Here is a 25,259-nt window from a genome sequence, read left to right as displayed (position 1 = left end):
TTTGCCATTGAGGAATAATTTGATGAGGATTATTTAAGTCCCGGTAAGGCTGGCAATGTGGTAAGAACCGCCCGCCTTTTGTTCTCCAATGATTAACGCGGGTAAATGCTTCCTTAAAGTCATTCAATAATATACAGTAGAAAAAGTATTCGCCCTTATAACCATACTTATCAATCAAAGCCGTAGCCCGTTCACATTCCGCGATTTGTCCCGGTGTATCACAACCGAATCGTATACGCTTTATCCATTTCACCTTTGCAAGCAACCGGGCTATATCATCCGTTACCAGCCGGGCATCTAATCCCTGATTAAAGTCAACCCGCACGCCCATGGAGATTATTTTTTCAATCTGCTGTAACCCGTACTCAGATGCAAGTACGTTGTTATCCATAAGAATCACATTTTTTCGTCCAGCAGATACTTCCGCAATATCCATGTAAGGAGTGATGTTTCCTTCTTTGGCAGGTACAACGCACCATTTACAACGATTAGGACAGCCCCTTGTCAAAAAGCCATAAGCCAAATTCTTATCAACATTATACAGATCGTAATCAGGAATCATTCTATCAATTTCCGGTAGAAGAACCTTTTTTATGTCATACCCTGTACCGCCTTTCTCGACTTGATCGGCATTGATGTAATAGCCGTAATCGGGCGTAAAGCTAAATACTTTTGCAATGTAAACCTTATCATAAGAACAAAGGGGATTATACCATTCTACATTATCACCTATTGCCTTGTGATAGCTACTTATCTTCATCAAAGCTAGATTAGGATAATTGCTATCGACTGCTAATATTCCAATATTCATTACTTTTTTAATTATATAATTCTTACTTTTGCGCTGCACTTCTAGGGTTTCTACTTTCTTTCACTAGAATGGCTATTATCAAGATAAACAGAAGAGGTGGTTAGAAGTCTCCGTGTGGGAGATTTACGCTTTGTCATCAAGATAGGTTAGTTTGCAAACTTATAAAATCCTAACAAATGGAATATATAATACTCCTTTTGATAACAATCATTGGCGGTGTAGCTGTCCATCAGATTAATAAGATGATAGATAAATATCTTGATTAAACAGCTTTCTGGAAGTTGTGCCTGCTGATTAATAATTAGCAGGCTTTTTTTACGACTATACTTTTACTCATTTCTATTCTGTTATACTCCAATTATCTCATCATTGATACGAAATATGCTATCACTCACAAAATCGTATATCTTATACATAAGTTCTGGTTCTTCTTTTTCCGGAGAATAAACCATCACCTTTTTGCCTGCACCTTTCATCCATCCGGCTTCTGTATTGGCTGACCGACCACAAGGAAGAACCATTACGCACACATCAGCCCATTGCATACCATTGAAATCAGAATTAAATCCTTTTTGTGCAATCGGATGATTGAGAGCTTCTCTGTATTGTTCTGTTGTCCATTGCTGCCAATTAGGATCTATATCAGACCATTGAAAACCACCATTGCCATGAGGGGGATTCCTAAAGTCATATACTTCGTGACCTTTATTTCTGAGAAACGATACAACATCCTGTTGATATGAGTTTCTCCAACTACTTGCTACATAAATCTTTGCCATACACTATAAGTTTTATTTTAAAATTATTATTTTTGCATCGTTGTTGTACTTGTGGCCGAATGGATAAGCTCCATCTGACAAATGGATATGTAGGTTCAAATCCTTCCAAGTACGATTATTGTCAAATTAAATATTGATAAAAATATGACACCACTACTATTAACTATAGCAGCTGGGGTTATTTCAAATTTATTATCAAATTATATTTCCAAAAAATATCAGAAAACAACCCCGGCAATAATATACAACATCACCAATATAAACTATTATGGAGACGTTCAAAACGTTTATCTTGGCAGGGTTGAAAAATAATTTTTTGGAGGGAGCGGGTTTTTCCCGCTTCCTTTTTTATTCATTTCTATATTGTTTTGAATTACTTTTTTATTACAACTGCCATAGTACTAACAGTCGTTCCACTTTCCCTGAATTCACCGGCTCCAATTTCAAAAACTTCTCCATGAACTTCTTCCAGCCATTCCCGGAACTCAACACATTTCTTTTCAGACGCAAATTTCCAATGCCGGCTGGTTATAGCCGCAAGAATTCCACCTTCTTCCAAGCGTTCATACATAAGTCTTACATGGTCAATATCCTGATTACCGGAAAATGGAGGATTAGCAATAATCTTAGTGTAATGCCCTACACTGTCTTTCGTAAAATCTTCATCAAGCAATATTACGTTATCAAGTGTATGAAGGAACTCCCTGTTTTCCGGCATCAGTTCATAGCATTCAACTGTTACTGACGGGCACGACCGATGAATCGCTTTTATCAGAGCACCACGTCCGGCACTTGGTTCAAGTACGGTATCTGTTTCGTGAATTCCACCGGCAAGCATTACCAGCCAGTCTGCAATATCAGCAGGTGTTTCAAAGAACTGAAAATCTTTTTGCAAATCGCATCGCTTACCTTCTTTCAAGATGGAGAACACACGTTCCGGATTAAAAGGGAATGTGAATCCCTGTATCTTACCTCCCTGCCATGAGCCGCCAGCTTCTTCTATCCATTTCTTTGCTTCAGCATAGGATTTCTTATTGAATTGTACTTTCGGAAGTTTAAGAACACTATCCTCAAGAGTACAATGCTTCAGTATCTCTTCCACATTCCATTTCTTACCTTCATCAGCCTGGCTCTTCCTTTCATCAACCGGAGCGTCCGGCGCTAACAGTGAGGATATTTTCGTAATAACCATATTACTCGCATCCATAAAAGTATTAACACAGGAAAGCGCTTCCATAAGAAATTCAGTATCAACATATCCGGCAGCGTCATAAACATCTATGCCTTCAGTCATATCCGACAATTCATTGAGCTGGGCTACACTACCACGTAACATTTTTATTAAAGTCTCTTTGTTGTTCATCATAACTTTTTTGTAAATAAATTCTTGTTGTATCTACACTACCATGACCAAGAAGGTCTGCTAATTGAATTACATCTTTGGTTTTCTTCAGGAACATTTTAGCAAAGAAGTGCCGGAAGGCGTGAGCGTGCATTTTTTTCGAATCGATACCACAATGTTTACCCCATGCTTTCAGATGCTGTGAAAGACCTCTTTGAGTCAACGGCCCGAATCTCCCAACAGCAAGAGTACCGGACTTGCCTGTCTCCTTTATATAGTCCTTCACTTCCCTCTGCAATTGCTTTTGGAAAAAGAAACGCCGATACTTATTCCCTTTCCCTTTCAAAACAACTTCACCGATCACTATATCCTCCCACGTGAATTGCTGAAACTCCGAGAGCCGAGCTCCTGTAGTACCCAATACCTTAATGAAGAAATAGTAATCCTTGTTGAGTTTTGTTTTCAGATACTCCAGTAACCTATTATATTCCTCTTCTGTCGGCACATTGTTTACATCCAACTTGCGTTTCATTCTAGGTCGTTTCAGTTCAATAGGTTTCTTCACCCATTTGGAGAACTTCTCAATGGCTGTAATACGTAATCGAATGGTAGCTGGAGAAAGTTTTTCCTCTTCAAGGCTTTTTATAAATCGTCTGCAATTATCCATATTTAGTTCATTGGCGTATTCAAAATATTTTCTCAACGAGGTATAATAGACATCAATTGTGTGAGAGGAATAATCATTGTTATCAGTCAACCATATTATAAAATCATTAAGCAGTTTCTTATTCTTCTCTGAAATAACCTCAAGTTTCTCCAAAGGCTTTACAGCCTTTTCCCGTCGGCCATATCCGATTTTAAGATAAGACAATAAATCACAAACAGCCTCACACATAAACGAATGGCGCACCATAGCATCAGCATTTTTATGTTTATATTTATAATAACCACGACGATTGATTTCTTCGGAATTTTCAAGAAAATCAGTCACATATTTGATGTATTTCCCGATGCTATCATAGCTCCTACCCGTCGTATACAGGTAGGATATGTAATCTACCAATATTTGTTTTCGTTTATCATCCATTTTTTTGATTTGAGAGTTAATACTTCTTCCCGTGCATCTTTTCACGGAGTTCGTTATACTTCATTTTCTGCTCGATGTGCCAAAGCAGGTCTATATCTAAGTGCTTGGCAAGCCCGAAGATTGATAGTATCATATCATTCACGGCTGTAGGTAAATCAAATATTCCGTCATACCTAACAGGAAGTGTAGAGATGGAATAGATTGATTCGGTGAAAGTTTCGTCTTTACAGGCTTCTGCCATATCTTCAATACAGTCATCAATATCTCCGTTGGCAAGTTCAAGGTTTATTCCTCGAAGTCCTGCAAGATCAAGCAAGCGGATAACAGCATCAGCTAATTCTTCTTCGATTGAACCTTTAATGGTTTCGTTATATGCAACTTCGTAACCGCGCTCTTTGGGAATGTCAGAATCCAATCCTTGACAAATGCGGCTGTTAGCAATCTTCTTATTATACCGATCAACATTAGCACGCCTTCCTTTTCTATCTGCTTCCACAGCTTCCATCAGTTCAGAAATCACAAGGCAAAGAAAATGATTGTTACTTAGCTCTTGATCGTGAAACCCATGTTCACAAGCTGTTTTATATGCTTTGTCTCTTAATTCATTTAAATTCATTTTACTCATCCTTGTAATGCTTAAATATATCTATCCAATTCCTTTTCTAATAATTCTCCATCTATTTCAGGAAACAGCCTCAGAACTAAATCCAAAGATTTGCAATAATTGTTACTGTATTCTTCAGTATCCATTAATCGAAGTACCATAGAACAAAAGATACTTTTTGTGTCTTTTAATTCGCCTTTCATCAGCAATTTTGACAGTTCGATAATTTGACTAGTAGGATTATGAAAACTTCCGTTTATATATTGAAAAATTAGTCTTCCTTCAAATTGGCATATTTCACAATCTAGTTCACAATCAATGTACTCTATTTTACCATTTATGAATTCACAATAAACACATTCACTATTAGAAGCAAATAAAATTGCAAAATCATAGATATCATCACTATTACCTACAATTATTGAAGTAGATTCAAGAGTTTCCGAAACACCATTATTCCACTTTGCATCTTCAATAAGTTCCCTCACATATTCTTGAACTCTTGTGATGTTCTGCTCTATCAAATCTTTTTTACTCATAATTTCAATTCAATTAAGTTCGATTATTTTTTTGCAATATTCTCCCAAAAAACAGCACCTTCAGGAGTATTATAAAAAGGGAATGAAATAGCTAGAAACCGATGAAAGCAGCAATCAACATCTAACAAATTGTTCATCCGTTCTTCATTTGTCATTGAGAAGTCAGGACACTCAATATTAAATGTCTCATTTGCTCTTTCTGTATTATATTTCCATTGATTGAAAATACCTAGTCTTTCTAATTTTTTTATTTTTTCATTCCTCTTCATATTGATTGACTTTTAATGCTTTACATCTATAAAGGTAATCATTATTGACAAGTTTAACAAACAGAAACTCCGCCTTTTTAACGCCATTTTATTCAGTCTTTTTCTTCAGCAATTCAAGTACTTTTCTTTCCCCTTCTTTTAGTCCATCGACGTAGCCTTTTGCATGTTCACCGGCATTATATACTATAAAAGAGAGGATCAACAAAAACAGTCCGAGCGAACGATGCCAGTATGGAAGTTGGACTGTGAACGGCTTGATTGTTATAGAAAAGTGTCCTACATATAGCAGGAACACGAACAAAAGCACACATGCAATAATTGTTGTTTTCATATTACGTAAATAAATTAAGTTGAGTTGTAAACTCAGGTTTATAAATTCTAAATTTACGGTTAAAGAAAGTCTCAAAGGCTGTTACAATTTCAGAGATGGTATTATCAGTAATGCCTAACAACTTGTCATCGGCAACTATAAGGGACAAAGCCTTGTCAAGAGTCATCCTCTTCTCAATAAACAAGGAATATACCAAATATCTACGGGTATATTCCCCAGCCTTGAGTGACTCAACTTCTTCAGGAGTGGCCTTTCTCTTGTACAATACTTTATACCAATGTGTTTCAGCAGTACGAGCACGCTTTTGTCTCGGTAACAAGTCATAAAACACAGCTATTTCATTCTTCTTAATAGACTTGTGTTTTTTACGAACTCCATACATTACGTAGGGAATATCCCAATCTGGATGGGTTCTTCGATATTCAAGCTCTTTCTCCCGGTCAATAAGGTCTTGCTCAAAGTCTTGTTTCATTAACCATTCCTCGAACCAGGCAGCAAGTGCTTCTTCTCGATTATAATAATCTTTTCCATTTACACATATGGGAATCATAATAACTCTTTCTATTGCATTTCACGTTTAAATCTTTCCTCTAAATCAAAAATGGTTTCTCCACTATTACGCCGATAAGGTCTATCAGTATTTAACTGAAGTTCTTTCAACTTTTTCCAATACCATGGAAGATACAAATACATATTCTTCAACTCCTTCAAGTTCTTATTTCCACAACACCAGCAACTCACACGATCAAGTAGCTCATATAGCCTTACTCCATCCTCATGCCAAACAAAACCTTTTGTGTAACAATACTGGAGTGCATCTGCTTCAGTAATACCCCAATCACGAAGTGGTAAAACCCGATTAGGTCGATTTTCCTTTTCAAAGCGATGGGTCTCATCGGCAGCAATACCGACATAATCAATTCCGTCTTTTGTGTGAGCTTTCAATGCACGAAGTTTTTCACTCGTTCCCCACCGGCATGTTCCCCCACACCAACTATATCCCTTTTTATGAATAATATTGGTCCCTCTTTTCTTAACCGGCCTTTCAAACATTGTCCAAAGAAAAGGTTGCTCCGGATGCAGTTCGGTATATTTAATGCCAAGTTTTTTAAGAATTGGAAGAACAGCATCACGAGTGTTATAGATTGCCTGAAATTCCATACCTGTATCATAGAAAACGACTTCATCCAACTGATATCCTTTTTCTATTAGCATGAAAAGCATTGCCAAGGAATCCTTTCCAAAGCTGACTGAAGCATAATATTTCATACAAAAAATTTAATAGACAAATCACTTTTTCTTCTTTGCCCTCTGATTATTAATCTGTGACATACACATACGGCACCAGGAAGTCAACAAATGATATTCCTTACCTTTTCTCACCACTATACGATTGTAGAACCGGTTCAAGTAGAAGTAATTTCCGCAATGGGTACATCTTTTCATTTCACGTCCTGAATCATCTATAATCCGATTACGCGGCTTACGATGAATTAGAGTACAACTTTTACACTTCTCATCAGTTTCGCGGTGCCGCCGGCAATGTGATAAGGATTTTGCTCCACATTTAGCAAACACCTTACAATCTCTACGAGGTATTGATTGACACACATTCATGGCTTCCTTGCATTCAAGAATTTATTTACTACACGAGAAAGTACATCCTCATTCTCCGGCATCAGCCATTCTTTTGCAACGTTCCAAGCAATACTCATAGTAGGATTGAAGTTATCCTTCCTGACAGTGTGATGAGACAAACGTCCTTCAGTGGGCTTCAAACCCTTATCATGTAAGATACACAGTCCATTCTCGAAAAAAGCACAATACTCCTTACCAGCAACGGGCTGAATCATCGGAATAGCAATATTAATAACCCCTAAGAATATACCAGCAGCCCAGTTCGTCAGCGCTAACCTGTCGGCATAACCTGCATCAATAATTCGTTCAATATCATCAGGAGTACCTAAACATGGCGTATGACATTGTTGTTTACAAACACTGCATGAGCATTGTACAGGTACACGACCTGAAGCCCTCATTACCCTTTGTAATGAGATTTCTTTAGATAATTCTCTCATAGTAAATTATTTGAGATACTACAGATTAGTAAACATCGCCCCACAGTTTTATTGCAAGTTCGTATTTCTTTTGCAACTCATTCACTTCTTTTTTTGCATAAGTGAGAGTGTAAGAGTGGCTACGTGGATATTTGCCGGACTTCAATCCTTCATGATATTCTTTTGCTTGTTCCAACTTATGTTCGTAGAAATCTATACTTTCCGGCATGGACAAGTTTATCGTATTAGCCCTTTTTTCCCAATACTTCGCAACTCTTTCATGTTCGGCAGCCTTATCACTAAGCTCAACGCTTTTCCCCATGTTATTCCAGGCATCATCTATCATTTTGCGATGTCCTCGTTCGCTATGGTGTCCAACTTTGATAGGCTCACCCAAAGAAAGGAAATCACGATGCTTATTTGATTTCTGAAAATACTCATTACTTTTTTGTACAGCCGATGACGCCCATTCATGCCTGCGTTCCGCTCTTTGCTTAGCCCATTCTTGAACATTAAAGCCGTCAGCTCTAACGATGGAATAATAGTAAAACCCATCTTTTTCGAAGATTAGGTTAAATACTATACTTTCGTTCTCCTTACCATACTTGGTGGTAACTTCAATAGTTTCACCTTTTTCGTGCTTCTCATCACACTTTGCCAAAAATACATTTGGCGCAAATTTGTAATACGTGTTCATTTTTTTAATTAAATTGGTTTGACTTATATGAAATATGAGAAACCACAGCTACTTAGCCGTGGTTTCATCATTAAATAACTTTGGTTGACTGGGTTGAACCAAATCATCGAATAAACCAGGAACACGAGGTTGTAACGCCTTGTATTCTTCCTGAAAGAATTCTTCTTTGGTTCTCCCATGTTTTTTACCCTTTCGTGTATGTACATCGAAAGTGTAATCTGGGATAGGAATAGGGTAACGCCTGACATCATTTATCCACTTTTCTATATCAATATCCTTTCTATCATAGATGAAGTTTTGCAAATGATCCGCATCACGATTCTTTCTACATTCACAAAGGAGAATAACAGCTTTACTCACAAATATCCTCCCTTTGGGTTCAGTAGCAGTCTTGTTTACCAGCTCATGCCCCTGCCACAATGCTTCTATCTCTTTAGTAATGATTCCATAGCAATCTTCAGCACTAATGGTAAACAGACGCTTCCACACATAGTCGCGGTACCCACTCGCCCAAAGTTCCAATGCAAAAAAGCCGGCTACCCCGGTGTCGGCTCGCCTAATGGCTTTCTGCATTGCAGAACTCACCTCAAAGAAATCATATCCGCAAACTGTTCTTATAATCATAATTCTAATTTAATGGTTTGACTTTTAGTTTATTACATCAGTAAAATTAGCTAAAAAAGGCGAATATGACAAACAGAATGGACGCCATTTAAACGCCTTTTTTACAGACTATTAGAATTTGAATTTGCATGATATATTATATTGAACGAGCTGCTTTGTTTTGTCTTTCCCATTAGTGGTTGCACTCTTTAGCAAAATACTATCACCAAAATTCTTTTTGATAAAGAGGATAGATTTACGTTCCTCTTCCTGATTCCTTATAGAAGCAAGCCCACCAGCGTTTACAAAAGTGTTCTTTTGCTCAAAATTATACCGCAAATCGGTTAAAACTTTACGTTCTTTGTACTTCATGTAACAAGAAATCCAAAAATCTTCCTTCAAACGTATTTCCTCATTCCACCAAGTGTTTTTGTTATAGATTACTCCATAACTGCAACCGGTTATCATTTTCGAAAGAGAAAGAAAAGCGGATTCATCATACATTACCGGCGATATCCGAGCGGTGAAGCCAAACAGATGTACATCCATCATACTGGCCATCTCAAATAATGACTGAATGATATTGGTTATCTTATCTTTATCCTTTATCCGGCTAGGTTCTCCTTTTTCCACATAAATAGGTTTGCAGGCATGGACATCATCATCAAGCATGAAAAGTTCTCCAAAATGCTTTGCCATCCAATTACGTTTCGGGATGAGGCCCATAACGTCGTCAGGATGAGTAACAATTTCACATTCCGGGTTAAATTGCTGATATAAGTCAGCTTGACTTTCAGCAACGCAAATGATAGGATCGTTCACCAACTTTTTAGCGAACACCCGGTCATGGCGTTTATGACTTGGTATTACTATCTTGCAGGGCATGGCGAACGTCTTTTATATCAATTACATTGGATTTACTTATTTTCCCGGTCTTGTACGACTTCATGTGCTGCATGTCCAGCCTTTCACGAAGCCAGTTGCTATCTACCTCATTACTTGAGGTGATGATAAACAACTCATGTTTTTCGTCATACTTTGGAATGAGAGGATAAATGGCTGTATCATCCGTGATGGCATCGAAGCGCTCTTTAAATTCATCCTCTTTCCTCTCCGGGGCAAATTCGATGCCCCAGTCTTGGAGTTCCGCCTTATTCCACTCGTTTTCCATAACGTCCAAATCATTCTCACCAAAATTGACATTATCTTTAGTGGCATATTCCCTCAACTTCTTAACGGGGGTATCAGGTGCCAGAATTTTACAAGGCAACTCTTTATAACCTAACTCCTTGCAAGCCCGCAAACGTAAATTACCACAAACAACAATATATCTGCCATCATTGTAGGGAAAAACTATAAGTTCTCGAAGCTCAAGCATCTCTGGCGAATCCTGAATGCTTTTCTTCATCGCTTCAAAGCGGTAATCACGAAAAAAACGTGGATTTTTCGGCAATCCCGTGAGCTGCCCCTTATTAAAATCAAGTAGGCAGACTTGAATAATCTCTGTCATAACTAACTATATTAAAATCAACAACACAAAATCAACAACACAAACAGTCAGTAACAACACCTAATCATTTTTTCTATCATCGAACTCTATCTTATCTTTGATAAGCTGTTCAATGTCCTCACAACCAAATCTTTTTAAATAGGCAACAAGGTAAATTATCATCTCGGCTGCCAATTCTTCATCTTCCGAATATTTAGGAAGATTATCACTCCTATATTTAGAAGCAATATCGAATTTTCTCCAAACGGCTTCAATTCTTATGCTAAACGCTTTTCTTGAGCTATGCTCATTCATCTTAAAGCGCTTCCTCATGATATTCAAGCATCTCTGGGCAAACCTATTCAATGTTATCATATCGATCGGGTTAAATTGTTAGACTATGAATAATCTCACACGATTCTATTAGGTTGGTCTCTGATGCGAAACCAATGAACATATTCTTTATCTATCAGCATACTAATTATTTATTTTGAGGGGTCTGTTGTATCTAAATATTTCCTGTACTCTAATTCTGTCTTAGCAAGATTGATTACGGTATTAACCCCTTGGAAAACTTGTTTTGCTTGGCTCACTTTACTAGGATCTTCTTTCACATCCTTTATTTGTTGAAGAACCAAATTTCTCAAATCTTGTAAAATGGTAGGGTTCACTGTAGACACCTTATTCAACCGTTCATTTGCCAACACGACAACTGTATTTGTTATTGGTCGGAAACGGTTCAACTTGGAAGCCAAATCAAACATACTAAACACTAACACTTTGCCATTATTCAAGTATATCTCAACTTCGGTACCATCATCACCGGTACCGTCACAGTAATTGAGAATTACTACTTCTTCATTCTGATAAAGGAACGGTTTATTAACCATTTCTTTCAATCTATCTATTGCTCCATCAATCATGATTCATTTTTTGTTGCTTTATTAATCTGTCTACTCAAAGCTCCTTTTAGCTTGATGAGATACTGAACATCTTCCGGGTACCGGGCATACATTGAATTTTGGGTTTTCATTTGTTCAGAACGACTAATCATGTATAAGTTATCTATACAAATATTCTGCTTATTTCCATCTTTGAACTGAATATTGTACCCAGGAGGTATTTCACCATTATGCTCAATCCATACAAGCCGGTGTTTAAGCTCAAAGACATTCGGTTCAGCAGTTTTCACTTCAATGTAACCATCACGGGTTATACGTTCATATCCAACTTCTTTATGGTTCTTTGGGATACATCCCTTTTTGAAACGTGTAGCTTTCGTTTTTTCAATTTGAGCATCAGACATGTATTCCGTTTGCTTGCGTCCTTTATTCATTGGTTGGTGCCCTTTGGGGAAGAAACCCTTTGAGGAATGTTCAAATAAGAACTTTGCAGATTTTCTCAATTTTAGTTTGAAAGCCATACCAGCAACCGCACTTTCAGTTGAACCAAGCATCGAAGCTATTTCAAGATTGGTATGATCGGGATAAAGAGCTATTAGCTTTTGTCTTTTAACCGGACTCCAAACCCTCACGTCTGGCGAACGTTTTAATTTACGTATTAAGGCTTTTGCCTTCACAGCCTCAGGTGTTTTGTCCAGGCGACCAGCAAGCTCTTTTAAATTAGCAGTTGGATACTCGCTATCAAGTATAGCGAGTTGCTCATTAGTCCAAGTTCTCATAAGCATATCAAGAAAGAGAGGAAACCGTTAGGCTTCCTCTATATTATCGTTATTTAGCTCTTTCAGTCTTTCTTTGAGCTTCTTTTCTTTCTTATCATATGAATCCGCAAGTTTCTTAGAGAGCGCTTTGAAATCATCCGGATATTGTTCTGCAAAAAGGATTTTCTGACACTTTTGCAAATAGGAGTAGAAATTCACATTATTCGATGATAAGCATTCAGCAATAAAGGCTCTATACCATTGGTGTCGGTCAGCTTGGTTGTTCTTGACATAATTTACAAAATCACTCTCACCATTCCATTTTTTTAAATTCAGTTTTTCAAGATAAGTACTGCTACAACCGCTAAGAACCAGCACATCAAAAACAAGTTGTTCATTTTCAGAGAATTCTTTTGTTCTCTGATAATATGTTTTCTCTTGCGCCCACTTGCGCATTTCTTCAGCAGACTTCTCCTTGACTATATCCTTCGCTCTTTTTAATTGGGCGTTTATTTTTTCCCTTTCTATCTCTTTTAGATCGGCAACGGCGGAAGTAGAGGAAGCCGTTTCTTTTCTAACATAATAGAAACTAACGTTAAATTCGGGAGAATAATGTCCAAAAAATGAAAGACAACGATAAACTTCTCCATCTTCAAGCATTTTCAAAGTGCGTTCATCATCTTCTGAATACCAGCACTTACATCTAAAGATTTCATCAGGATCAACTATTTCAAATCCAAGTTGTTTAACAGCTTCCAAAGTTTTTTCATAGAAAACCTTTCTATCTTCTCCCCAATATGTATCGGGACGTCTAGCGATAATTACTGTTTTTCCAAATGAAAGAGGTTCGCCAACTTTAACAAGATGTTCATATTCTAGTTGAATTTTCCGCGTCACATAAGCAATCTGTTTTTTCTCATAGCAAGCAGCATTGATACATCTAGCATCCTTACTATTCATTTCATAGAACAAACAACCATGATTACACGTATTATTCTCACATTGAGAACATGATTTAATATCAGTATTTTCCCAATTATCGGAATCATCTTTAATCCAAGGTGCGTTACCAAGCTCCATGAAAGAATTACTCACAAATTCTCGAATCATAGCAGTAGTACATTGTTCTTCCTCCTCCTCATGAAACTCTTTTTGAGTATCTTCATCCAATTTAGAAAGAATCATAGCACCGGACAATGGTATATCTCCATTTCTTACCCGCTCTTTTAGTTCAGGAATAAGAGAATTCAACTTAATACGGTCAAAAACAAACCGGGTAGACTTTCCTATTTTAAGAGCAATATCTTCCAAAGTTCGTCCTTTTTCAGCCAACTGCGCAAAGGCAAAAGCTTCTTCGATGGGATCAACATCTTTTCTTTGAAGATTCTCGGTAATCATCGCTTCAAAAGCCTCATCATCTGTCATTTCTCTGACAATGCAGGATATTGTCTGAAATTTTTCCGACTTTTTTCGATGGGCTTTGATTTTTGCAACATTCGCTTCATCTTCCTTTGCTTTCAAAAGTGACACAGCCCGGAAACGACGCTCACCGCAAACAATTTCGTATGTGTAAGGTAGTGGGGTAACATCTCCGGTTTCTAGGTTAGTCATCTCCTCGGATTTAGCAACTCTGACAGTGATAGGTTGCAATAAACCTTGCTTTTCAATGTTGCTTGCAAGCTCTTGAAGAGCTGCTTCATCAAACGTCTTTCTCGGATTCAAAGGAGAAGGACTGATAAGGTCAATTCTAATGTTTTGTACTTCCATAATTTAATTATATTGGTTTGACTTTTAGTTTATTACATCAGTAAAGTTATCATAAAATGACAAGTTTAGCAAACAGAAACTTCGCCATTTTAACGCCATTTTTATTGAGGTTTATTACGTATTTGAATAAATCCTCTTCTTTCAGTTTCCCGAAGAAGTTCCATATCTTCTTCTCGTATTTCAGCAGGAGTTTCACCGTTCACACTTCGATAAGTTCCAATGCCGAAACGCTCTCTGATACGAACAATTTTATCCGGATCTTTAGTAACCCAGTAAATTACAACTTTCATAGTAGCTATATTCTACGGCTCTCACCACATAGAGGGAGAACATTAAACGTTTTAAAGCGATCCACTAATCTTGGCCCGAAACGTTTCTTAAATTCGGCTATGCCAAGATTCGATGTTATATGATACTTCTTGCCGTATTGTTGAAAAATCTCATACCGGGCATAAAGAAATTCATCAATAACCGAATCGAGGCTGGTACCATACGATTTTTGATTTTCCGTTTCCAGACCGATATCATTCAAGCAGATATTAAAGGGATTTGGTTTAAACCCTTTAGATTGATTCTCATTGTAAGTGTACAAGTCAATATGCCCGTGAATTTTATAATAATTCATCATTTGAGTAACAGACAAGTTTTCAAAAGCATTGGGGTTACAAGTGAGTTTCAAATAATCTGCAAAAATCTGCATCAACATTGTTTTCCCGGTACCTGGTTCACCAACGAGCAAAAGATTCTTATGAACTTTGTAATTCTCTTCCGGAAACACATTTTGAGCATACCGGCATCCGTTGAAGTAGTACAGAAGAAACTGAATTAGTTTAGAGTTGTTTTCATCAACATCAAATTTTCTAAACTCCCGTTCTGTATAATCTGTACCAAGGTTAGATATTAAATTCCAATGGCTGTAATACTCTTGCGTGTCAGTTAAGTCATATTCAGAAACGTCCTGAATACTTTCCTTGTGCCTTTGTATCAGATTCTCTATCTGTTGGAGCGTCAGCTTGCGCTTTCCGGCTTCCTTCTCCATCAAATTTTGAAGTTTGCTTGATAAATTCTTTTCCTCTTCCGTCATGGTCTAATTCATTTTTTCGATTTTCACGAATACGATCCAGTATCCAAAGGTTTGCTTTGGAATCCCACCGCTCTATTTTCACTCCATTGGCATTCTTCCACCCTATCGAGTCAAAGTGATTGAAGAATATTTCTGCTTGCTCTTGCCAATCATCTAACCGTTCCGGAGCATTTTGCTTGATGAAGTGTTGAATAACCTCATCAAGCGTAGGAGCAATAAATTCTTTTGCGACTCTTTTAGGTTTCTCCGGTTTAGAGGATGGGAAAAGCTCGCCAGAGCTACTTTCTTTCTTACCCCCTTTAGGGGGTTCTTTCTTTGTCTTTGTCTCTGTCTTATATTCTTCTTTAGGGGGTATGGGGGAACTTTCTTGAAAAGGTGTACCTAAAGGGTACCCTAAAGGTATCCCTAAAGGATGCCGTAAAGGTGGTATATTTTGCATACCTTTTTGTACACCTTTGATAGAATACGTTGATTTATTGCCTCTTCCATTGCCTTGTTTACATTCAATAAGACCTGCTTGAACTAATCTATTTCGGGCGGACTTGAATACTTTTACAGACACTCCCACGTCAGATGACACCTTTGTATCACTACGTGTCCAGTTATCCTCCCAGCCTAAACGATTCGCAATTTTTAGCAAGTAAAAATAAAGCCTCGTTTCACAGCAGGAAAATTGCCAGCTTTCGTCAAGTTCCCAAAACCTATTGATAAGTTCAATATAAGTCATATCAATTTATAATAATTCCGTAAGACATTGTTTATATAAGGCTGAGGATCAGCTTTCAGATAATAGCAAATGCTATTAATGAACTCAATCAACCCATGACAAACGACATATACACTACCATATTTCTCTACCAATGCCTGCCACTCTTTTTGCTCATCAGACTGCGTTCCAGCACGTTTACCTTTTACATGTGGAGTTTTCATCTCTATGCAAAGACTGCTCTTACCACCGCGAGGAAAAAGCAGAATCAAGTCAGCAACACCAGCGATGGCACCTTCATATTTGCGCATAGCACCGCTTTTCTTTGTTCTGACGCCGCCGTTTGGTATAGCAAAGAGTAAAGGGCCTACATTGGGAAACGTTTCTCTGAACCAAGTTACACAAATGTGTTGTATCTTAGTTTCAGAATATTTCACCTCCAATTTACGAATATCTTCTTCAGTCATTTTTCTGCTTGTTTTTTGAAATCGTAGCACATTCATTTAGAAGGTCAACGATTTGTTTACACCTGTTCCTGCAACCGACAAAGGATATTAAGGTTTCCCATTCAGGACCGAACAACATTTCTTTCTTGTATTCCTGAATATGAGTTTTCTGCCCATTTATAACTAATCTAAACAGCTTCATAATTTATCCCTAAACAAGTCCATTGCAAGATTCACCATATTCTCTTCTACTTGATCGTCCGTACCGGTAACACCGTTGGCAATGTTCTTCTTTGTTTGAATCACATCATACATATACTTGTCGATAGTATCCTTACCTAAGAAGTAATAGCAGTTAACGTTGTTCTTCTGACCGTTACGGTGCGCCCGATCTTCTGCCTGTTCGCAATCACTGAACGTCCATGGGAATTCAATAAATGCTACTCGACTGGCAGCCGTCAAAGTAAGCCCGGTACCGCCCGATTTGAAGTTCAGAATAATCAGTTTACAATCCGGATTATTTTGGAAAGAGTCAACGGCATATTGCTTTTGGTTGACATTATCGGAACCTGTTACAGTTACAGCTTTAGGAAATTCCTTTTTCAGTTCTGCTACAACTTCTTTCAAGTAACCGAAAAGTATCAGCTTCTCACCACCGTCGATAACATCATGGACAAATTCACAAACAGCCTTGATTTTACCTCTGGCGGATATCTGTTTTAAAAGCTGCATCTGCACCATGACGGCACCATTCATTGATTTCTGCACTTGTTCGTCCGAAGCATTCTTGTACTTCTTCAAGTATTTTACCATATCAGCTTCGGCAGCCTTATACTCTTTGGTGGTAGTGATATCAACTGTCAAGTATTGACGGGTCTTGTCCGGAAGTTGTGTAAGCACCTTTGACTTCTCACGACGAAAAAAGCAAGTATTCCATAGTCGCCAATTTAGCTCTTTAACGTTGGATGCCTGTTTGGGACCATCACAATACCTTTCAACATACCGGCTATAACCTCCAAAGTCCTCTAATCGACCTAATATTTTCAACTGTTGTATCAAGTCTGTATTATTGTTGACTACAGGAGTACCGGTCAATGCGAATACATAACGTTTTCCTTTGCAGATGCCTTCTACAAACTTTCCTTGCTGTGTCTTACTTGATTTGCATTTATGAGATTCGTCAATGATAACAGACCTGAACAAAGAAACACGCTGATCGAAAGCAATACTCTTCATTGTGAACTTGGATTCCTTATTTACAGACCTCACAAAGAACTTGTTCAATGACTCGTAATTAGTAATGAATACTTCACAAAGAGGACTACCATCCGACCTCTTACATTCATAAAAGGACTGCCAGGACTGCCGGTTTCTGTCATCAAGTATAATGGCGTTAATCCCTGCGAATTTCTTGAATTCACGTTGCCAGTTGACTTTCAATGCAGCAGGGCAAATTACAAGTACTGGAAAAGATTCACCGTAAATGGGTGCTTCTTTATGTGCCTTAACAACTGCACATATAGCTTGCAATGTTTTACCTAACCCGGGCTGGTCACCGAAAAAACAGCGTTTGTGCTCTATTGCATACTGTACTCCCTCAAGTTGATACTCGTAAGGTTGAAGTAACATATAGTGTTCACCGACAAAAGGTTTCATCGGAGGAATATCATAATTAATATCTTCAGTAACCTCACGTTCCTTGACAGTAGAACAATAACGCATCTGAACAGCCCATTGCGAAAAAGCTCTCACATACCAATTGGCGTCACGTCCAGCAGGATAACGCGCATCATTGATACTAACAAGCCACGCCCGGTCTGTCCCGTCATAGCGTGGCTTACTTGGTATCATCTTTATGACCTCGACCAGCTTTGGGTGATACTCGAACTGAATCCGATACAGATTGGGCGTCTTAGTCACATAGATTGGTTTCATGAAGCAGGTTCTAATACTAATTCTTGATGTTCAACAGTTGAGAGTATATCATTATCATCACCATCCTCATTTAATGCATCAGCAGCTTCATCTGTTTTCCCAAATGGGTCATCACCATCTTTAAACTCGAACTCCTTTTGAATCTCTGAACATTTATTCTCTGTAACATAGAGTTCTGCTTCATACAAGAAATTGTAAACAGCATCACGAAACTCCTCACAATGCACATACGATTCATTGTCCGGATCGAATCCAATACCAGGAGAACAAAGATTAAGGACTTTGCTCGTCATAAGGGTTCGCTTACCTGTCAACACACAAACCTCAAAAGAAGAGTCACCACCAATGCTAACGCCGGTTACATTGAACTTTTTGAAGAACTCATCTTCAAGACATGACTCTGGACGTTCCCAATTAATGTACTGGGATTCTTTCTGTTCTGTAATATCGACAATGTAGGGTATGAGCTTGTTTAGCGAATCCTTCAAATCCGGATGAACAGGATTAATCCCCTTGAAAACAATATCGTTTCCCTCCTTGTCTGCATAGACCACTTCAAGACATCCCTTTTTGGTCAATTTTGCTTTTGAAATATTCAAATCCATTTTAATTAAACTTTTAGTTAATACTTACCTATGCAGGTATTCATTAATAAAATCTTTATAGTACTGGTCAACAGGCAATGGCAAATTGATTCCTAATTCGGTGGCAGCATCAGCCTGAACCTTATCCATGAAAGTTTTCATTTGGATCGTATTCAATTTAGAAGTACTTCCAACAACCGAAACAATATTTCCATTCATACATATTTGCCGTGGAAGAAACTTCCGGCAATAGTAATCATGAACATCTAACTTATCCGTGCCTGTCTCCCTCTCAATGCAGGCAAACCACAGCCACATGAGCGCGTTCTGCGACAGGGTACGCGGTTCTACCTTTCTCTTGATACTTACTGTGTAAGTTCCATTTTTGAGCGTGGAACAGAGGTAGTCAAACGACTTATCCATTGTGACTACCCCATTTTGTTTTGTTAGAATAGCTTCTGCCATATTTTAGAATGGTAAATCATTAGGCGGTGGTGCCTGTTGGAATTGCTGTTGCTGATATGCAGGCTGTTGTACCTGTTGTTGTCTCTGTGTAGGCTGCTGCGTTGGTAATGGTGGAGGTACAGGAGCAGCCTGTTGCTGAACCTTCGGTGTAAGCATCTCGATACTATCAACAAAGACTTCAGTTATGTAGCGCTTAACTCCTTTGCTATCGTCATAATTACGAGTGCGTAACTTACCTTCTATATACAACTTATCTCCTTTATGGACATACTTCTCAACTATTTCAGCAGTCTTATTCCAAAAAATAAGATTATGCCATTCTGTACGCTCCGGCACCTGGGTTCCATTTTGTAAGGTGTACGCCTTATCTGTTGTGGCAAAAGATAAAGAAGCTACTTTTGCTCCACCGTCCAATGTTCTCACGTCTGGATCTTTACCGGCACGCCCAATAAGAATTACTTTATTGACACTCATTTTCCTTCCTCCCTTATAGTTACACGAATACTATCCGCTTTAGTTGACGTTTTTAAATATTGAGAATATAATTCCGGGTGATCTTCCTGAAATTTCTTTGTATCAAAACTCTTACCCGTTGAAGAGGGAGTATAGCTAACACGCAATCGGCCAGCGTCCCATGATTTGACTCCATTCTCACGCATGGCTGATTTAAGTTGTTCCTTGTAACCTTTCTGCACTTCAGCGATATAACTCGCCTGTTCCTCTATATCAATAATAGTATCTACTAATTGCATAGGAATAAGCTGTTTCCCATCAGTGGGAACAGGAGCATTAGGTAAGAAGTGTTCACCATTAATCTCACATTCCAGTAATCTCTTAACCTCTGCATCGGGTTTACGCTCAATCTCAACCAATTCAGATTTATCACCTCGTAACCAAATTCCAAACAGCTTATCAACTTTGATAAGTGGGTTTTGAAGTTCAAACAAATAGGCATAGATTGATAGCTGCCAACTCAAATACTCACGGTCAAGGCTTGCAGTGGTCTTGATGTCACCAAGACTGATTTTTTCGTCCTTTTCCCAAACACAATCAATATTCGATGCAAAATATTCATTGTCTGAAACAGTGTACTCATTGGCAAAAGCCTTATATCCGGCATTTACTCTTTCCCTGATATAATTAATAGCTTCAATACTCTCGGGTGGCAATCCTGTTACATCAGCAAACTGGCATTGTCCATGAATACGACTACCTTTTTCAGCGGCTCTTTTCAATATGTATTCTGGAATATCCTTATACTTATTGGGAAATAACTGCCGGCTAATCATTCCGGTAATACCTTTTAGCTGCTTTTCACCAAGAAAATATGTGTGGTTCTCTTCCGAGAAAACCACACTCGATTTAACTAACTCTATCATTGTGCCGGGTAAATTTTGCCCATATTCATACAGGCGTTTACAAACTCTTTATCATTTTGCATAGCCGGATTGCCATACCATACTTTTTCAAGTTCAGCTCTGCTTTTGACGGCAAGCATGTCAGCAATAGCATTTTTTAATTGAGCACCTGTATATACAGGAGCAGTGTTAGCAGGTGTTTTTGCAGGCTGTTGTGTATCTTCCTTCTCATGAGTATTGGTTGAATCGCTGTCTTTCGCATCATCAATACAAAACAGACCGTTAAGAGCGTACTTTCTTGCATAAGAAGATGAAGCTCCAGTAATTTGGCTCCCATCCATTCCTTTCTTTGTTTCCTCTTCTCTTGCAAAAGCAGTAGTTATTTCTTTTTCTCCTTTGTCATTAGTCAAAGTAACAGTTGCTTTTACGTAGATCCTGTTACCTACTGCGATCATCTCATCACTTAGAGTTAATGTACATTTTGTTTCAGCAAGAACAGGTTTCACTGATTCAAGAATGTCCTCACAACTACGGTACTTGTATTTACCGAAAGTATTATACTGCCGTTTGGGGGCTTTCAGCTTTTGCTGAATGGTTACTAATTCTTTCATAATTCTGAAATTAATGGTTTGACTTTTAGCTCATTACATCAGTAAAGGTAATCGTTATTGACAAGTTTAGCAAACAGAAACTTCGCCATTTTAACGCCATTTTCAGGTAGTAAAAACTGCCTGTACGATATTGTACAGGCAGAAAAATAAGAATAATATGAATAATCCAATGTACCTTATGGAACGGCTACGCTTGAAGGGTGTACGGCTCCCTGATTTATACATAATGTAAATGCTAGTGGACGGAACCGGAGTCGAACCGGTCTCACGGAATATTGGTGCACCTCACCGCAGTTTCAACCAACGATATACATATCCGCCCGATTAATTAAAAAGGTGCACTATCCTCACAGACCATACACCCCAATCACAAACACAAAACAAAACTCATGAACTACTATAATTTAATTAGGATCAGAAGGGTGAATGGCGTGGGGATCGAACCCACATCACGCATATCTGCGTATGCTGCCAATTACACCAGCCATCCGTTTTAAGTGAACTATTCTCACGAACCATTCACCTAGAACACAAACACAAAATAAAACACGACATTAACTATTAAATAGCACTCTCACGAGCTTCTTGCTTCCGGATAGCCGTTCAAAGCACACCGGAATAGTATAGAACAATTAAAACTCAAATAACAGGGGCTTTAACCCTACAGCGTCCTTTTCGCTGGCAACATTAGTTAAACATAAAAAGAAAAATTCTCTGTGAAGGAACCCGGACTCGAACCGGGATGACAGATTACCTATGTATGACTTTCTTCAATCTACCTGCATACTTGCGTCTACCAATTCCGCCATTCCTTCAGGTCGTAGCCAGACGCTTCCGGCTACATTGATTGTATATATAATGCAAATATATTTTCCCCCTCACGGGTTACTTAACTCTGATTGAGTTGAGCCGGGAAACGGATTCGAACCGCTGACCTCATGTAGAAACATGCGCTCTAACCAACTGGGCTATCCCGGCAGATGCCCGGCGAACCGGGCTAAATAAACATGACAAATACTAAAATTAAGCAATGCAGACCTTCACAGGCTATCTTTATTTTGTTTCCTATCTTCGTAGTATCGAAAACAGATATAATTCACTGATACGACAGTCACCAATACAAAAGCAGCAATAAATTCTTTCTTGCTAACTTCAATGCTATCTATAAGATACAGTGTTGTCCATAAGGCAATGAACATCATGGCATACTGTATCACTTTAATCTTTTTCATTTCTTCCGTTTTTTAGATTTAACTTTCCTTCCCGCACATCGGCAATGAAGTAATACTTGAGCAGCATTACAATGCCACTTGCCGTTTTGGACATTAGTAGGCTTATCACTTTCGATCTTACCCGCTTCTATAAGATTCATCAATTTCTTTTCCCCACCCACATAATACGCAGACTTATCTTTTCCAAACGTTTCTGTAGAAAACAGACGGAGAATATTATCTAGCAATATTTCAGCCATTTCACCTCTGATCATCTCAACAAGCAAGGTAGTTACGCAATTCTAGTTACTATAAACTGCATATTTTTTACGTCTGACTTTGTTTTCCAAACCATTCCTTCAGCTTTTTCTTTATAAAGCCGAGCATTTAAAGTGTAAGTAACAGACGTTTTTTGAATGATAGGAAATACTTCTATTGCACCAACGTCCATGTTTCGCAAAACATTGATTATACTGCGTCTTTCTATTTCTTTTTCCATACTGATTAATTTTAAAATAAAAGTTCCCCCGAACCAATTCGATCGGCAGCATCACGCTTTATTCGGAGGATTTACTTAACTTTGGGACGTATAATCAAAAATTAAGTGAAGAAATTCATTCATTATCTCTCTTTTTATCTCGATTAAACCCGACTTTACAATCTGCATAATCCCAAAAAGCTTTCTGTATCATAGCAGGAAGCTTTTCGGCTACGATTTTAGCTGATTTTATCGGCATATTCTCTACACGTAATGAGAATGTGGCATCTTCCAAATTCTCATTCCTATCGTTTTTAATTGTTACTTGAATCATGTGATTATTAATTGATTAATAAATTTCCCCCGTTCCAAGATTATTCACTAATAAAAAAGGAACGGGGGATTTTCTTATTTTTGAAGTGTCAAATCAAAAAACAAGAAAATATGAATAATGAAGAAAAAGTAGTTTCATACTACAAAGAAACTTTAGAGAAAAAAATCGAATGGACTTTCAGACTCCAAAGCACTCTGTTGACTGTTGCATCCGCTACTTTTGCTGTACTTGTTTCTTTAAGCAATCTTTCAACCAACAACGCTTGCAGTCGAATTTTACTATTGGTGGTAATATGTTCAAACGCACTATCCATCCTTTTTTCGTGTATAACCATATACGAGAATCGAGCAATGAGCAACGTGGATGATACGCAACGCTCAAAAACGGGTAGAAGAATATATCCTCTATAGCTTATACAATTCCAAAATGACCGTAACGCCAGCCGTACCACGCAATAAAATCTTCGCAATTTGTGAGTCAATTTCCTACATTTCATTTCTATTCTTTATTATTAGTTTAACAGCCTATGCAATTTATAAGATATACACGCAGTTGTAACGTCAATTAAACATTGAAGTGATGAACGGATTCGAACCGCCGACCTCATGTAGAAACATGCGCTCTAACCAACTAAGCTACATCACCTTTATATACATAAAGCAAATGCCACGATTTGCCGACAAACGTCTAACTGATTTAGTTTTACAACGATACGGCTTGACCATTAACCACAGCATTATATCGTTGGGAAGCCCGCCTACATCAGTAATCCCTTTCGGCACGTGTCGGCTTCCAAAACACCATTTTACCAAGATGTCAAAGAACTCTCCTCTGTTGTTCCCAGTCTCCCTTCAAGGGCAGGCTCAAAGACCGGACTGGGTGCCGGATAACCGGCGGTTTGGTTTGACTTTAGTGAGGGTTAGAGAATACTTTGGTTGTTCTTCAAAACTATATCCATTAAGTTTCTTTGCGATTCAATAAATTTCTTCAAATCATCACATTGGGAAACTTTCTCTCTATAAAATCCACGTTCTGATTCTAAATCTCGTTTGAGTTTTTCATTTTCACCTCTCAAAGAGTGGATCAACGCGTCTCGTTCTTCAATCACAGCTTCATATTTGTCTCGCTGTATTTCTAGTTCGGTTCTTTTATCCATTGTTGTATAATTTGATTAATCTCCGACGTAATGTGCACCGTAATGAGTACTATTTGGGTTGTAGTAAGCGGAAGCGGGAATATTAAGGTTATTATATTCCTTGCTAGGTGTAGCTTTGGCAGTCTTGCTCATAGCTTCATGTCTTTCAGCTAAAAATTTATCAGTTCTTGATTTCACTGCTTCCGGTGAGAAACTTTCTTGGAGTTTTGCGAAGCTCCATGCAGATTTTAAACACTCTGAAAATGTTTTTCCACCCTTCTTGTAATTGCGGTGTGCAGACTTCATTATTTGTGATAAATTGTAGCTCATAATCGTTATTTTTTAATTGGTTTTATCAATCAATTTTTGTATGTTTGTATGATTGATTGATTTATGATGCAAATATATCCTCAAATGTGGATATATAAAAATTTAAAACCTACTTTATATCCCCATTTGTGGATATTTAACTTTTGATTGATTATGATAAACAGAATTAAAGAAGTAATAACCTATTCAGGGCTATCAGAGAGGGGATTTGCTATTAAGTGTGGATTAAAGCCCACAACTATTAATAATCAACTGATAGGAAAAAGAGAAATTAGCCTTGCAACAATAATAGCAATTTCATCCTCATTTGAGGAAATTTCCGCAGAATGGTTGTTAAGAGGAACTGGTTCCATGCTCATTCAAAAAGAAGAAACAGAACCAGGAATGGACAAATTGAAAAGTATTGTATATACCATAGCCAATTTGCAGGATGAAATCAATGAGAAGACAATGCTTACCCAACGGCTTTTGGAAGAAAACCAAAAATTAAAGGGTGAACTGGCTATGTTGAAGAATGAACGAAATATAGGATAAATATATATGTATG

Annotated in this window: 38 protein-coding genes and 6 tRNA genes; 3 read left to right on the top strand and 41 right to left on the bottom strand. The window is 38.0% G+C overall.

Annotated elements, in window-relative coordinates:
- Window positions 1–811: radical SAM protein (locus KFO40_RS22445; protein ID WP_211146821.1), on the bottom strand; the 811-nt coding region annotated here is incomplete at its 3' end.
- A 347-nt stretch (window positions 812–1,158) separates the two neighbouring features.
- Window positions 1,159–1,590, bottom strand: a complete 432-nt coding sequence (locus tag KFO40_RS22440; RefSeq protein WP_117610695.1) for a hypothetical protein — start codon at window positions 1,588–1,590, stop codon at window positions 1,159–1,161.
- Window positions 1,591–1,635: 45 nt separating this feature from the next.
- Between KFO40_RS22440 and KFO40_RS22435 the strand changes: the two genes are divergently transcribed.
- A tRNA-Val gene (locus KFO40_RS22435) sits at window positions 1,636–1,704 on the top strand.
- Between the two features lie 30 nt (window positions 1,705–1,734).
- A complete protein-coding gene (locus tag KFO40_RS22430; RefSeq protein WP_181985776.1) occupies window positions 1,735–1,902 on the top strand; it encodes a hypothetical protein in 168 nt (55 codons plus the stop codon).
- 61 nt (window positions 1,903–1,963) lie between these two features.
- Here KFO40_RS22430 and KFO40_RS22425 read toward each other — a convergent pair whose 3' ends face one another.
- The 39 genes from KFO40_RS22425 to KFO40_RS22240 form a co-directional block, all read right to left on the bottom strand.
- Window positions 1,964–2,956, bottom strand: a complete 993-nt coding sequence (locus tag KFO40_RS22425) for an SAM-dependent DNA methyltransferase (RefSeq protein WP_117610696.1) — start codon at window positions 2,954–2,956, stop codon at window positions 1,964–1,966.
- Window positions 2,913–4,019, bottom strand: coding sequence for a tyrosine-type recombinase/integrase (locus tag KFO40_RS22420; protein WP_074911545.1), 1,107 nt, complete (start codon window positions 4,017–4,019; stop codon window positions 2,913–2,915). The genes KFO40_RS22425 and KFO40_RS22420 overlap by 44 nt, the downstream gene beginning before the upstream one ends.
- 16 nt (window positions 4,020–4,035) lie before the next feature.
- Complete coding sequence (locus tag KFO40_RS22415; RefSeq protein WP_008765963.1) at window positions 4,036–4,644, bottom strand: hypothetical protein; 609 nt, start codon at window positions 4,642–4,644, stop codon at window positions 4,036–4,038.
- Between the two features lie 11 nt (window positions 4,645–4,655).
- Window positions 4,656–5,162: a hypothetical protein gene (locus tag KFO40_RS22410; RefSeq protein WP_117512287.1), complete on the bottom strand. Its 507-nt coding sequence runs from the start codon at window positions 5,160–5,162 to the stop codon at window positions 4,656–4,658.
- A 23-nt stretch (window positions 5,163–5,185) separates the two neighbouring features.
- Window positions 5,186–5,431: a hypothetical protein gene (locus tag KFO40_RS22405; RefSeq protein ID WP_074911555.1), complete on the bottom strand. Its 246-nt coding sequence runs from the start codon at window positions 5,429–5,431 to the stop codon at window positions 5,186–5,188.
- Between the two features lie 88 nt (window positions 5,432–5,519).
- Entirely contained in the window at window positions 5,520–5,762 is a 243-nt protein-coding gene (locus tag KFO40_RS22400) for a hypothetical protein (protein WP_074911556.1), read from the bottom strand.
- A 1-nt stretch (window position 5,763) separates the two neighbouring features.
- The gene (locus KFO40_RS22395; RefSeq protein WP_117610698.1) at window positions 5,764–6,312 is read right to left on the bottom strand and encodes a hypothetical protein; all 549 of its coding nucleotides are present in this window, start codon (window positions 6,310–6,312) and stop codon (window positions 5,764–5,766) included.
- Window positions 6,313–6,323: 11 nt separating this feature from the next.
- Entirely contained in the window at window positions 6,324–7,031 is a 708-nt protein-coding gene (locus KFO40_RS22390) for a phosphoadenosine phosphosulfate reductase family protein (RefSeq protein WP_117610699.1), read from the bottom strand.
- Window positions 7,032–7,052: 21 nt separating this feature from the next.
- On the bottom strand, window positions 7,053–7,379 hold the full coding sequence (locus KFO40_RS25980) for a hypothetical protein (protein WP_009039413.1): 327 nt from the start codon (window positions 7,377–7,379) through the stop codon (window positions 7,053–7,055).
- A complete protein-coding gene (locus KFO40_RS22385) occupies window positions 7,376–7,840 on the bottom strand; it encodes a hypothetical protein (RefSeq protein WP_074911562.1) in 465 nt (154 codons plus the stop codon). Before KFO40_RS22385 ends, KFO40_RS25980 begins: the two co-directional genes overlap by 4 nt.
- A 25-nt stretch (window positions 7,841–7,865) precedes the next feature.
- Complete coding sequence (locus KFO40_RS22380; protein ID WP_074911564.1) at window positions 7,866–8,516, bottom strand: DUF3560 domain-containing protein; 651 nt, start codon at window positions 8,514–8,516, stop codon at window positions 7,866–7,868.
- A 48-nt stretch (window positions 8,517–8,564) separates the two neighbouring features.
- A complete protein-coding gene (locus KFO40_RS22375) occupies window positions 8,565–9,140 on the bottom strand; it encodes a hypothetical protein (RefSeq protein WP_004300222.1) in 576 nt (191 codons plus the stop codon).
- Window positions 9,141–9,251: 111 nt separating this feature from the next.
- Entirely contained in the window at window positions 9,252–10,004 is a 753-nt protein-coding gene (locus KFO40_RS22370) for a hypothetical protein (protein ID WP_004300221.1), read from the bottom strand.
- Window positions 9,973–10,629 carry a ParB N-terminal domain-containing protein gene (locus KFO40_RS22365; RefSeq protein WP_074909859.1) on the bottom strand — a complete coding sequence of 219 codons (657 nt, stop codon included), beginning with the start codon at window positions 10,627–10,629 and terminating at the stop codon, window positions 9,973–9,975. The genes KFO40_RS22370 and KFO40_RS22365 overlap by 32 nt, the downstream gene beginning before the upstream one ends.
- A 60-nt stretch (window positions 10,630–10,689) precedes the next feature.
- Window positions 10,690–10,983, bottom strand: a complete 294-nt coding sequence (locus tag KFO40_RS22360; RefSeq protein WP_004318818.1) for a hypothetical protein — start codon at window positions 10,981–10,983, stop codon at window positions 10,690–10,692.
- Between the two features lie 110 nt (window positions 10,984–11,093).
- Window positions 11,094–11,531, bottom strand: coding sequence for a hypothetical protein (locus KFO40_RS22355; RefSeq protein WP_117610700.1), 438 nt, complete (start codon window positions 11,529–11,531; stop codon window positions 11,094–11,096).
- Window positions 11,528–12,289, bottom strand: coding sequence for an HNH endonuclease signature motif containing protein (locus tag KFO40_RS22350; protein WP_117610725.1), 762 nt, complete (start codon window positions 12,287–12,289; stop codon window positions 11,528–11,530). The genes KFO40_RS22355 and KFO40_RS22350 overlap by 4 nt, the downstream gene beginning before the upstream one ends.
- A gap of 27 nt (window positions 12,290–12,316) precedes the next feature.
- Window positions 12,317–14,035 carry a ParB/RepB/Spo0J family partition protein gene (locus KFO40_RS22345; RefSeq protein WP_117610701.1) on the bottom strand — a complete coding sequence of 573 codons (1,719 nt, stop codon included), beginning with the start codon at window positions 14,033–14,035 and terminating at the stop codon, window positions 12,317–12,319.
- A 101-nt stretch (window positions 14,036–14,136) separates the two neighbouring features.
- Complete coding sequence (locus KFO40_RS22340) at window positions 14,137–14,325, bottom strand: hypothetical protein (RefSeq protein WP_117610702.1); 189 nt, start codon at window positions 14,323–14,325, stop codon at window positions 14,137–14,139.
- Between the two features lie 5 nt (window positions 14,326–14,330).
- Complete coding sequence (locus KFO40_RS22335) at window positions 14,331–15,074, bottom strand: AAA family ATPase (protein ID WP_118023801.1); 744 nt, start codon at window positions 15,072–15,074, stop codon at window positions 14,331–14,333.
- On the bottom strand, window positions 14,983–15,846 hold the full coding sequence (locus KFO40_RS22330; RefSeq protein ID WP_117610704.1) for a hypothetical protein: 864 nt from the start codon (window positions 15,844–15,846) through the stop codon (window positions 14,983–14,985). The genes KFO40_RS22335 and KFO40_RS22330 overlap by 92 nt, the downstream gene beginning before the upstream one ends.
- On the bottom strand, window positions 15,843–16,292 hold the full coding sequence (locus tag KFO40_RS22325; RefSeq protein WP_117610705.1) for a VRR-NUC domain-containing protein: 450 nt from the start codon (window positions 16,290–16,292) through the stop codon (window positions 15,843–15,845). The genes KFO40_RS22330 and KFO40_RS22325 overlap by 4 nt, the downstream gene beginning before the upstream one ends.
- A 177-nt stretch (window positions 16,293–16,469) precedes the next feature.
- Window positions 16,470–18,206 (bottom strand): DEAD/DEAH box helicase, encoded by a 1,737-nt coding sequence (locus KFO40_RS22320; protein WP_117610707.1) that lies wholly within the window; start codon window positions 18,204–18,206, stop codon window positions 16,470–16,472.
- Window positions 18,203–18,811: a hypothetical protein gene (locus KFO40_RS22315; protein ID WP_117610708.1), complete on the bottom strand. Its 609-nt coding sequence runs from the start codon at window positions 18,809–18,811 to the stop codon at window positions 18,203–18,205. Before KFO40_RS22315 ends, KFO40_RS22320 begins: the two co-directional genes overlap by 4 nt.
- Before the next feature lie 24 nt (window positions 18,812–18,835).
- Window positions 18,836–19,255 carry a hypothetical protein gene (locus tag KFO40_RS22310; protein ID WP_004311528.1) on the bottom strand — a complete coding sequence of 140 codons (420 nt, stop codon included), beginning with the start codon at window positions 19,253–19,255 and terminating at the stop codon, window positions 18,836–18,838.
- A gap of 3 nt (window positions 19,256–19,258) precedes the next feature.
- Window positions 19,259–19,729, bottom strand: coding sequence for a single-stranded DNA-binding protein (locus KFO40_RS22305; protein WP_117610709.1), 471 nt, complete (start codon window positions 19,727–19,729; stop codon window positions 19,259–19,261).
- Window positions 19,726–20,634 carry a hypothetical protein gene (locus KFO40_RS22300; RefSeq protein WP_117610710.1) on the bottom strand — a complete coding sequence of 303 codons (909 nt, stop codon included), beginning with the start codon at window positions 20,632–20,634 and terminating at the stop codon, window positions 19,726–19,728. The genes KFO40_RS22305 and KFO40_RS22300 overlap by 4 nt, the downstream gene beginning before the upstream one ends.
- The gene (locus KFO40_RS22295) at window positions 20,631–21,224 is read right to left on the bottom strand and encodes an ERF family protein (protein WP_120489963.1); all 594 of its coding nucleotides are present in this window, start codon (window positions 21,222–21,224) and stop codon (window positions 20,631–20,633) included. Before KFO40_RS22295 ends, KFO40_RS22300 begins: the two co-directional genes overlap by 4 nt.
- A gap of 239 nt (window positions 21,225–21,463) precedes the next feature.
- Window positions 21,464–21,546 (bottom strand) — tRNA-OTHER (locus KFO40_RS22290).
- A 101-nt stretch (window positions 21,547–21,647) separates the two neighbouring features.
- Window positions 21,648–21,714 (bottom strand) — tRNA-OTHER (locus KFO40_RS22285).
- A 227-nt stretch (window positions 21,715–21,941) separates the two neighbouring features.
- Window positions 21,942–22,039 (bottom strand) — tRNA-OTHER (locus KFO40_RS22280).
- Window positions 22,040–22,131: 92 nt separating this feature from the next.
- Window positions 22,132–22,202 (bottom strand) — tRNA-OTHER (locus KFO40_RS22275).
- 62 nt (window positions 22,203–22,264) lie between these two features.
- Entirely contained in the window at window positions 22,265–22,456 is a 192-nt protein-coding gene (locus KFO40_RS22270; protein WP_004300202.1) for a hypothetical protein, read from the bottom strand.
- Entirely contained in the window at window positions 22,453–22,710 is a 258-nt protein-coding gene (locus tag KFO40_RS22265) for a hypothetical protein (RefSeq protein ID WP_004300201.1), read from the bottom strand. Before KFO40_RS22265 ends, KFO40_RS22270 begins: the two co-directional genes overlap by 4 nt.
- 17 nt (window positions 22,711–22,727) lie before the next feature.
- Entirely contained in the window at window positions 22,728–22,934 is a 207-nt protein-coding gene (locus KFO40_RS22260; protein ID WP_073348407.1) for a hypothetical protein, read from the bottom strand.
- A gap of 115 nt (window positions 22,935–23,049) precedes the next feature.
- Window positions 23,050–23,247, bottom strand: coding sequence for a hypothetical protein (locus tag KFO40_RS22255; RefSeq protein WP_118023798.1), 198 nt, complete (start codon window positions 23,245–23,247; stop codon window positions 23,050–23,052).
- Between the two features lie 574 nt (window positions 23,248–23,821).
- Window positions 23,822–23,892 (bottom strand) — tRNA-OTHER (locus tag KFO40_RS22250).
- Between the two features lie 274 nt (window positions 23,893–24,166).
- Entirely contained in the window at window positions 24,167–24,403 is a 237-nt protein-coding gene (locus KFO40_RS22245) for a hypothetical protein (protein ID WP_120489962.1), read from the bottom strand.
- Window positions 24,404–24,418: 15 nt separating this feature from the next.
- Entirely contained in the window at window positions 24,419–24,712 is a 294-nt protein-coding gene (locus KFO40_RS22240) for a hypothetical protein (protein ID WP_008765982.1), read from the bottom strand.
- Window positions 24,713–24,865: 153 nt separating this feature from the next.
- On the opposite strand from KFO40_RS22240, the gene KFO40_RS22235 reads away from it, so the two are divergent.
- On the top strand, window positions 24,866–25,246 hold the full coding sequence (locus KFO40_RS22235; protein WP_181982437.1) for a helix-turn-helix domain-containing protein: 381 nt from the start codon (window positions 24,866–24,868) through the stop codon (window positions 25,244–25,246).
- Window positions 25,247–25,259: the final 13 nt, after the last annotated feature.

The sequence above is a fragment of the Bacteroides sp. 1001302B_160321_D4 genome (assembly GCF_015667765.1).
Lineage (GTDB): Bacteria > Bacteroidota > Bacteroidia > Bacteroidales > Bacteroidaceae > Bacteroides > Bacteroides xylanisolvens.
Note: the sequence above shows the minus strand (reverse complement) of the source record. Positions and strands in the feature narration are given on the sequence as shown.

Excerpts from the sequence above, each read along its gene's own strand:
- KFO40_RS22415 (WP_008765963.1), bottom strand. The coding sequence starts at position 4,644 with ATGAGTAAAATGAATTTAAATGAATTAAGAGACAAAGCATATAAAACA.
- KFO40_RS22410 (WP_117512287.1), bottom strand. The coding sequence starts at position 5,162 with ATGAGTAAAAAAGATTTGATAGAGCAGAACATCACAAGAGTTCAAGAA.
- KFO40_RS22255 (WP_118023798.1), bottom strand. The coding sequence starts at position 23,247 with ATGATTCAAGTAACAATTAAAAACGATAGGAATGAGAATTTGGAAGAT.
- KFO40_RS22240 (WP_008765982.1), bottom strand. The coding sequence starts at position 24,712 with ATGAGCTACAATTTATCACAAATAATGAAGTCTGCACACCGCAATTAC.
- KFO40_RS22335 (WP_118023801.1), bottom strand. The coding sequence starts at position 15,074 with ATGGAGAAGGAAGCCGGAAAGCGCAAGCTGACGCTCCAACAGATAGAG.
- KFO40_RS22400 (WP_074911556.1), bottom strand. The coding sequence starts at position 5,762 with ATGAAAACAACAATTATTGCATGTGTGCTTTTGTTCGTGTTCCTGCTA.
- KFO40_RS22315 (WP_117610708.1), bottom strand. The coding sequence starts at position 18,811 with ATGGATTTGAATATTTCAAAAGCAAAATTGACCAAAAAGGGATGTCTT.
- KFO40_RS22430 (WP_181985776.1), top strand. The coding sequence starts at position 1,735 with ATGACACCACTACTATTAACTATAGCAGCTGGGGTTATTTCAAATTTA.
- KFO40_RS22350 (WP_117610725.1), bottom strand. The coding sequence starts at position 12,289 with ATGAGAACTTGGACTAATGAGCAACTCGCTATACTTGATAGCGAGTAT.
- KFO40_RS22295 (WP_120489963.1), bottom strand. The coding sequence starts at position 21,224 with ATGAAAGAATTAGTAACCATTCAGCAAAAGCTGAAAGCCCCCAAACGG.
- KFO40_RS22330 (WP_117610704.1), bottom strand. The coding sequence starts at position 15,846 with ATGACTTATATTGAACTTATCAATAGGTTTTGGGAACTTGACGAAAGC.
- KFO40_RS22265 (WP_004300201.1), bottom strand. The coding sequence starts at position 22,710 with ATGATCAGAGGTGAAATGGCTGAAATATTGCTAGATAATATTCTCCGT.
- KFO40_RS22390 (WP_117610699.1), bottom strand. The coding sequence starts at position 7,031 with ATGAAATATTATGCTTCAGTCAGCTTTGGAAAGGATTCCTTGGCAATG.
- KFO40_RS22305 (WP_117610709.1), bottom strand. The coding sequence starts at position 19,729 with ATGAGTGTCAATAAAGTAATTCTTATTGGGCGTGCCGGTAAAGATCCA.
- KFO40_RS22310 (WP_004311528.1), bottom strand. The coding sequence starts at position 19,255 with ATGGCAGAAGCTATTCTAACAAAACAAAATGGGGTAGTCACAATGGAT.
- KFO40_RS22270 (WP_004300202.1), bottom strand. The coding sequence starts at position 22,456 with ATGAAAAAGATTAAAGTGATACAGTATGCCATGATGTTCATTGCCTTA.
- KFO40_RS22235 (WP_181982437.1), top strand. The coding sequence starts at position 24,866 with ATGATAAACAGAATTAAAGAAGTAATAACCTATTCAGGGCTATCAGAG.
- KFO40_RS22260 (WP_073348407.1), bottom strand. The coding sequence starts at position 22,934 with ATGGAAAAAGAAATAGAAAGACGCAGTATAATCAATGTTTTGCGAAAC.
- KFO40_RS22340 (WP_117610702.1), bottom strand. The coding sequence starts at position 14,325 with ATGAAAGTTGTAATTTACTGGGTTACTAAAGATCCGGATAAAATTGTT.
- KFO40_RS22395 (WP_117610698.1), bottom strand. The coding sequence starts at position 6,312 with ATGATTCCCATATGTGTAAATGGAAAAGATTATTATAATCGAGAAGAA.
- KFO40_RS22320 (WP_117610707.1), bottom strand. The coding sequence starts at position 18,206 with ATGAAACCAATCTATGTGACTAAGACGCCCAATCTGTATCGGATTCAG.
- KFO40_RS22325 (WP_117610705.1), bottom strand. The coding sequence starts at position 16,292 with ATGACTGAAGAAGATATTCGTAAATTGGAGGTGAAATATTCTGAAACT.
- KFO40_RS22355 (WP_117610700.1), bottom strand. The coding sequence starts at position 11,531 with ATGATTGATGGAGCAATAGATAGATTGAAAGAAATGGTTAATAAACCG.
- KFO40_RS22385 (WP_074911562.1), bottom strand. The coding sequence starts at position 7,840 with ATGAGAGAATTATCTAAAGAAATCTCATTACAAAGGGTAATGAGGGCT.
- KFO40_RS22425 (WP_117610696.1), bottom strand. The coding sequence starts at position 2,956 with ATGATGAACAACAAAGAGACTTTAATAAAAATGTTACGTGGTAGTGTA.
- KFO40_RS22360 (WP_004318818.1), bottom strand. The coding sequence starts at position 10,983 with ATGATAACATTGAATAGGTTTGCCCAGAGATGCTTGAATATCATGAGG.
- KFO40_RS22245 (WP_120489962.1), bottom strand. The coding sequence starts at position 24,403 with ATGGATAAAAGAACCGAACTAGAAATACAGCGAGACAAATATGAAGCT.
- KFO40_RS22370 (WP_004300221.1), bottom strand. The coding sequence starts at position 10,004 with ATGCCCTGCAAGATAGTAATACCAAGTCATAAACGCCATGACCGGGTG.
- KFO40_RS22420 (WP_074911545.1), bottom strand. The coding sequence starts at position 4,019 with ATGGATGATAAACGAAAACAAATATTGGTAGATTACATATCCTACCTG.
- KFO40_RS22345 (WP_117610701.1), bottom strand. The coding sequence starts at position 14,035 with ATGGAAGTACAAAACATTAGAATTGACCTTATCAGTCCTTCTCCTTTG.
- KFO40_RS22405 (WP_074911555.1), bottom strand. The coding sequence starts at position 5,431 with ATGAAGAGGAATGAAAAAATAAAAAAATTAGAAAGACTAGGTATTTTC.
- KFO40_RS22300 (WP_117610710.1), bottom strand. The coding sequence starts at position 20,634 with ATGATAGAGTTAGTTAAATCGAGTGTGGTTTTCTCGGAAGAGAACCAC.
- KFO40_RS25980 (WP_009039413.1), bottom strand. The coding sequence starts at position 7,379 with ATGAATGTGTGTCAATCAATACCTCGTAGAGATTGTAAGGTGTTTGCT.
- KFO40_RS22440 (WP_117610695.1), bottom strand. The coding sequence starts at position 1,590 with ATGGCAAAGATTTATGTAGCAAGTAGTTGGAGAAACTCATATCAACAG.
- KFO40_RS22375 (WP_004300222.1), bottom strand. The coding sequence starts at position 9,140 with ATGATTATAAGAACAGTTTGCGGATATGATTTCTTTGAGGTGAGTTCT.
- KFO40_RS22365 (WP_074909859.1), bottom strand. The coding sequence starts at position 10,629 with ATGACAGAGATTATTCAAGTCTGCCTACTTGATTTTAATAAGGGGCAG.
- KFO40_RS22380 (WP_074911564.1), bottom strand. The coding sequence starts at position 8,516 with ATGAACACGTATTACAAATTTGCGCCAAATGTATTTTTGGCAAAGTGT.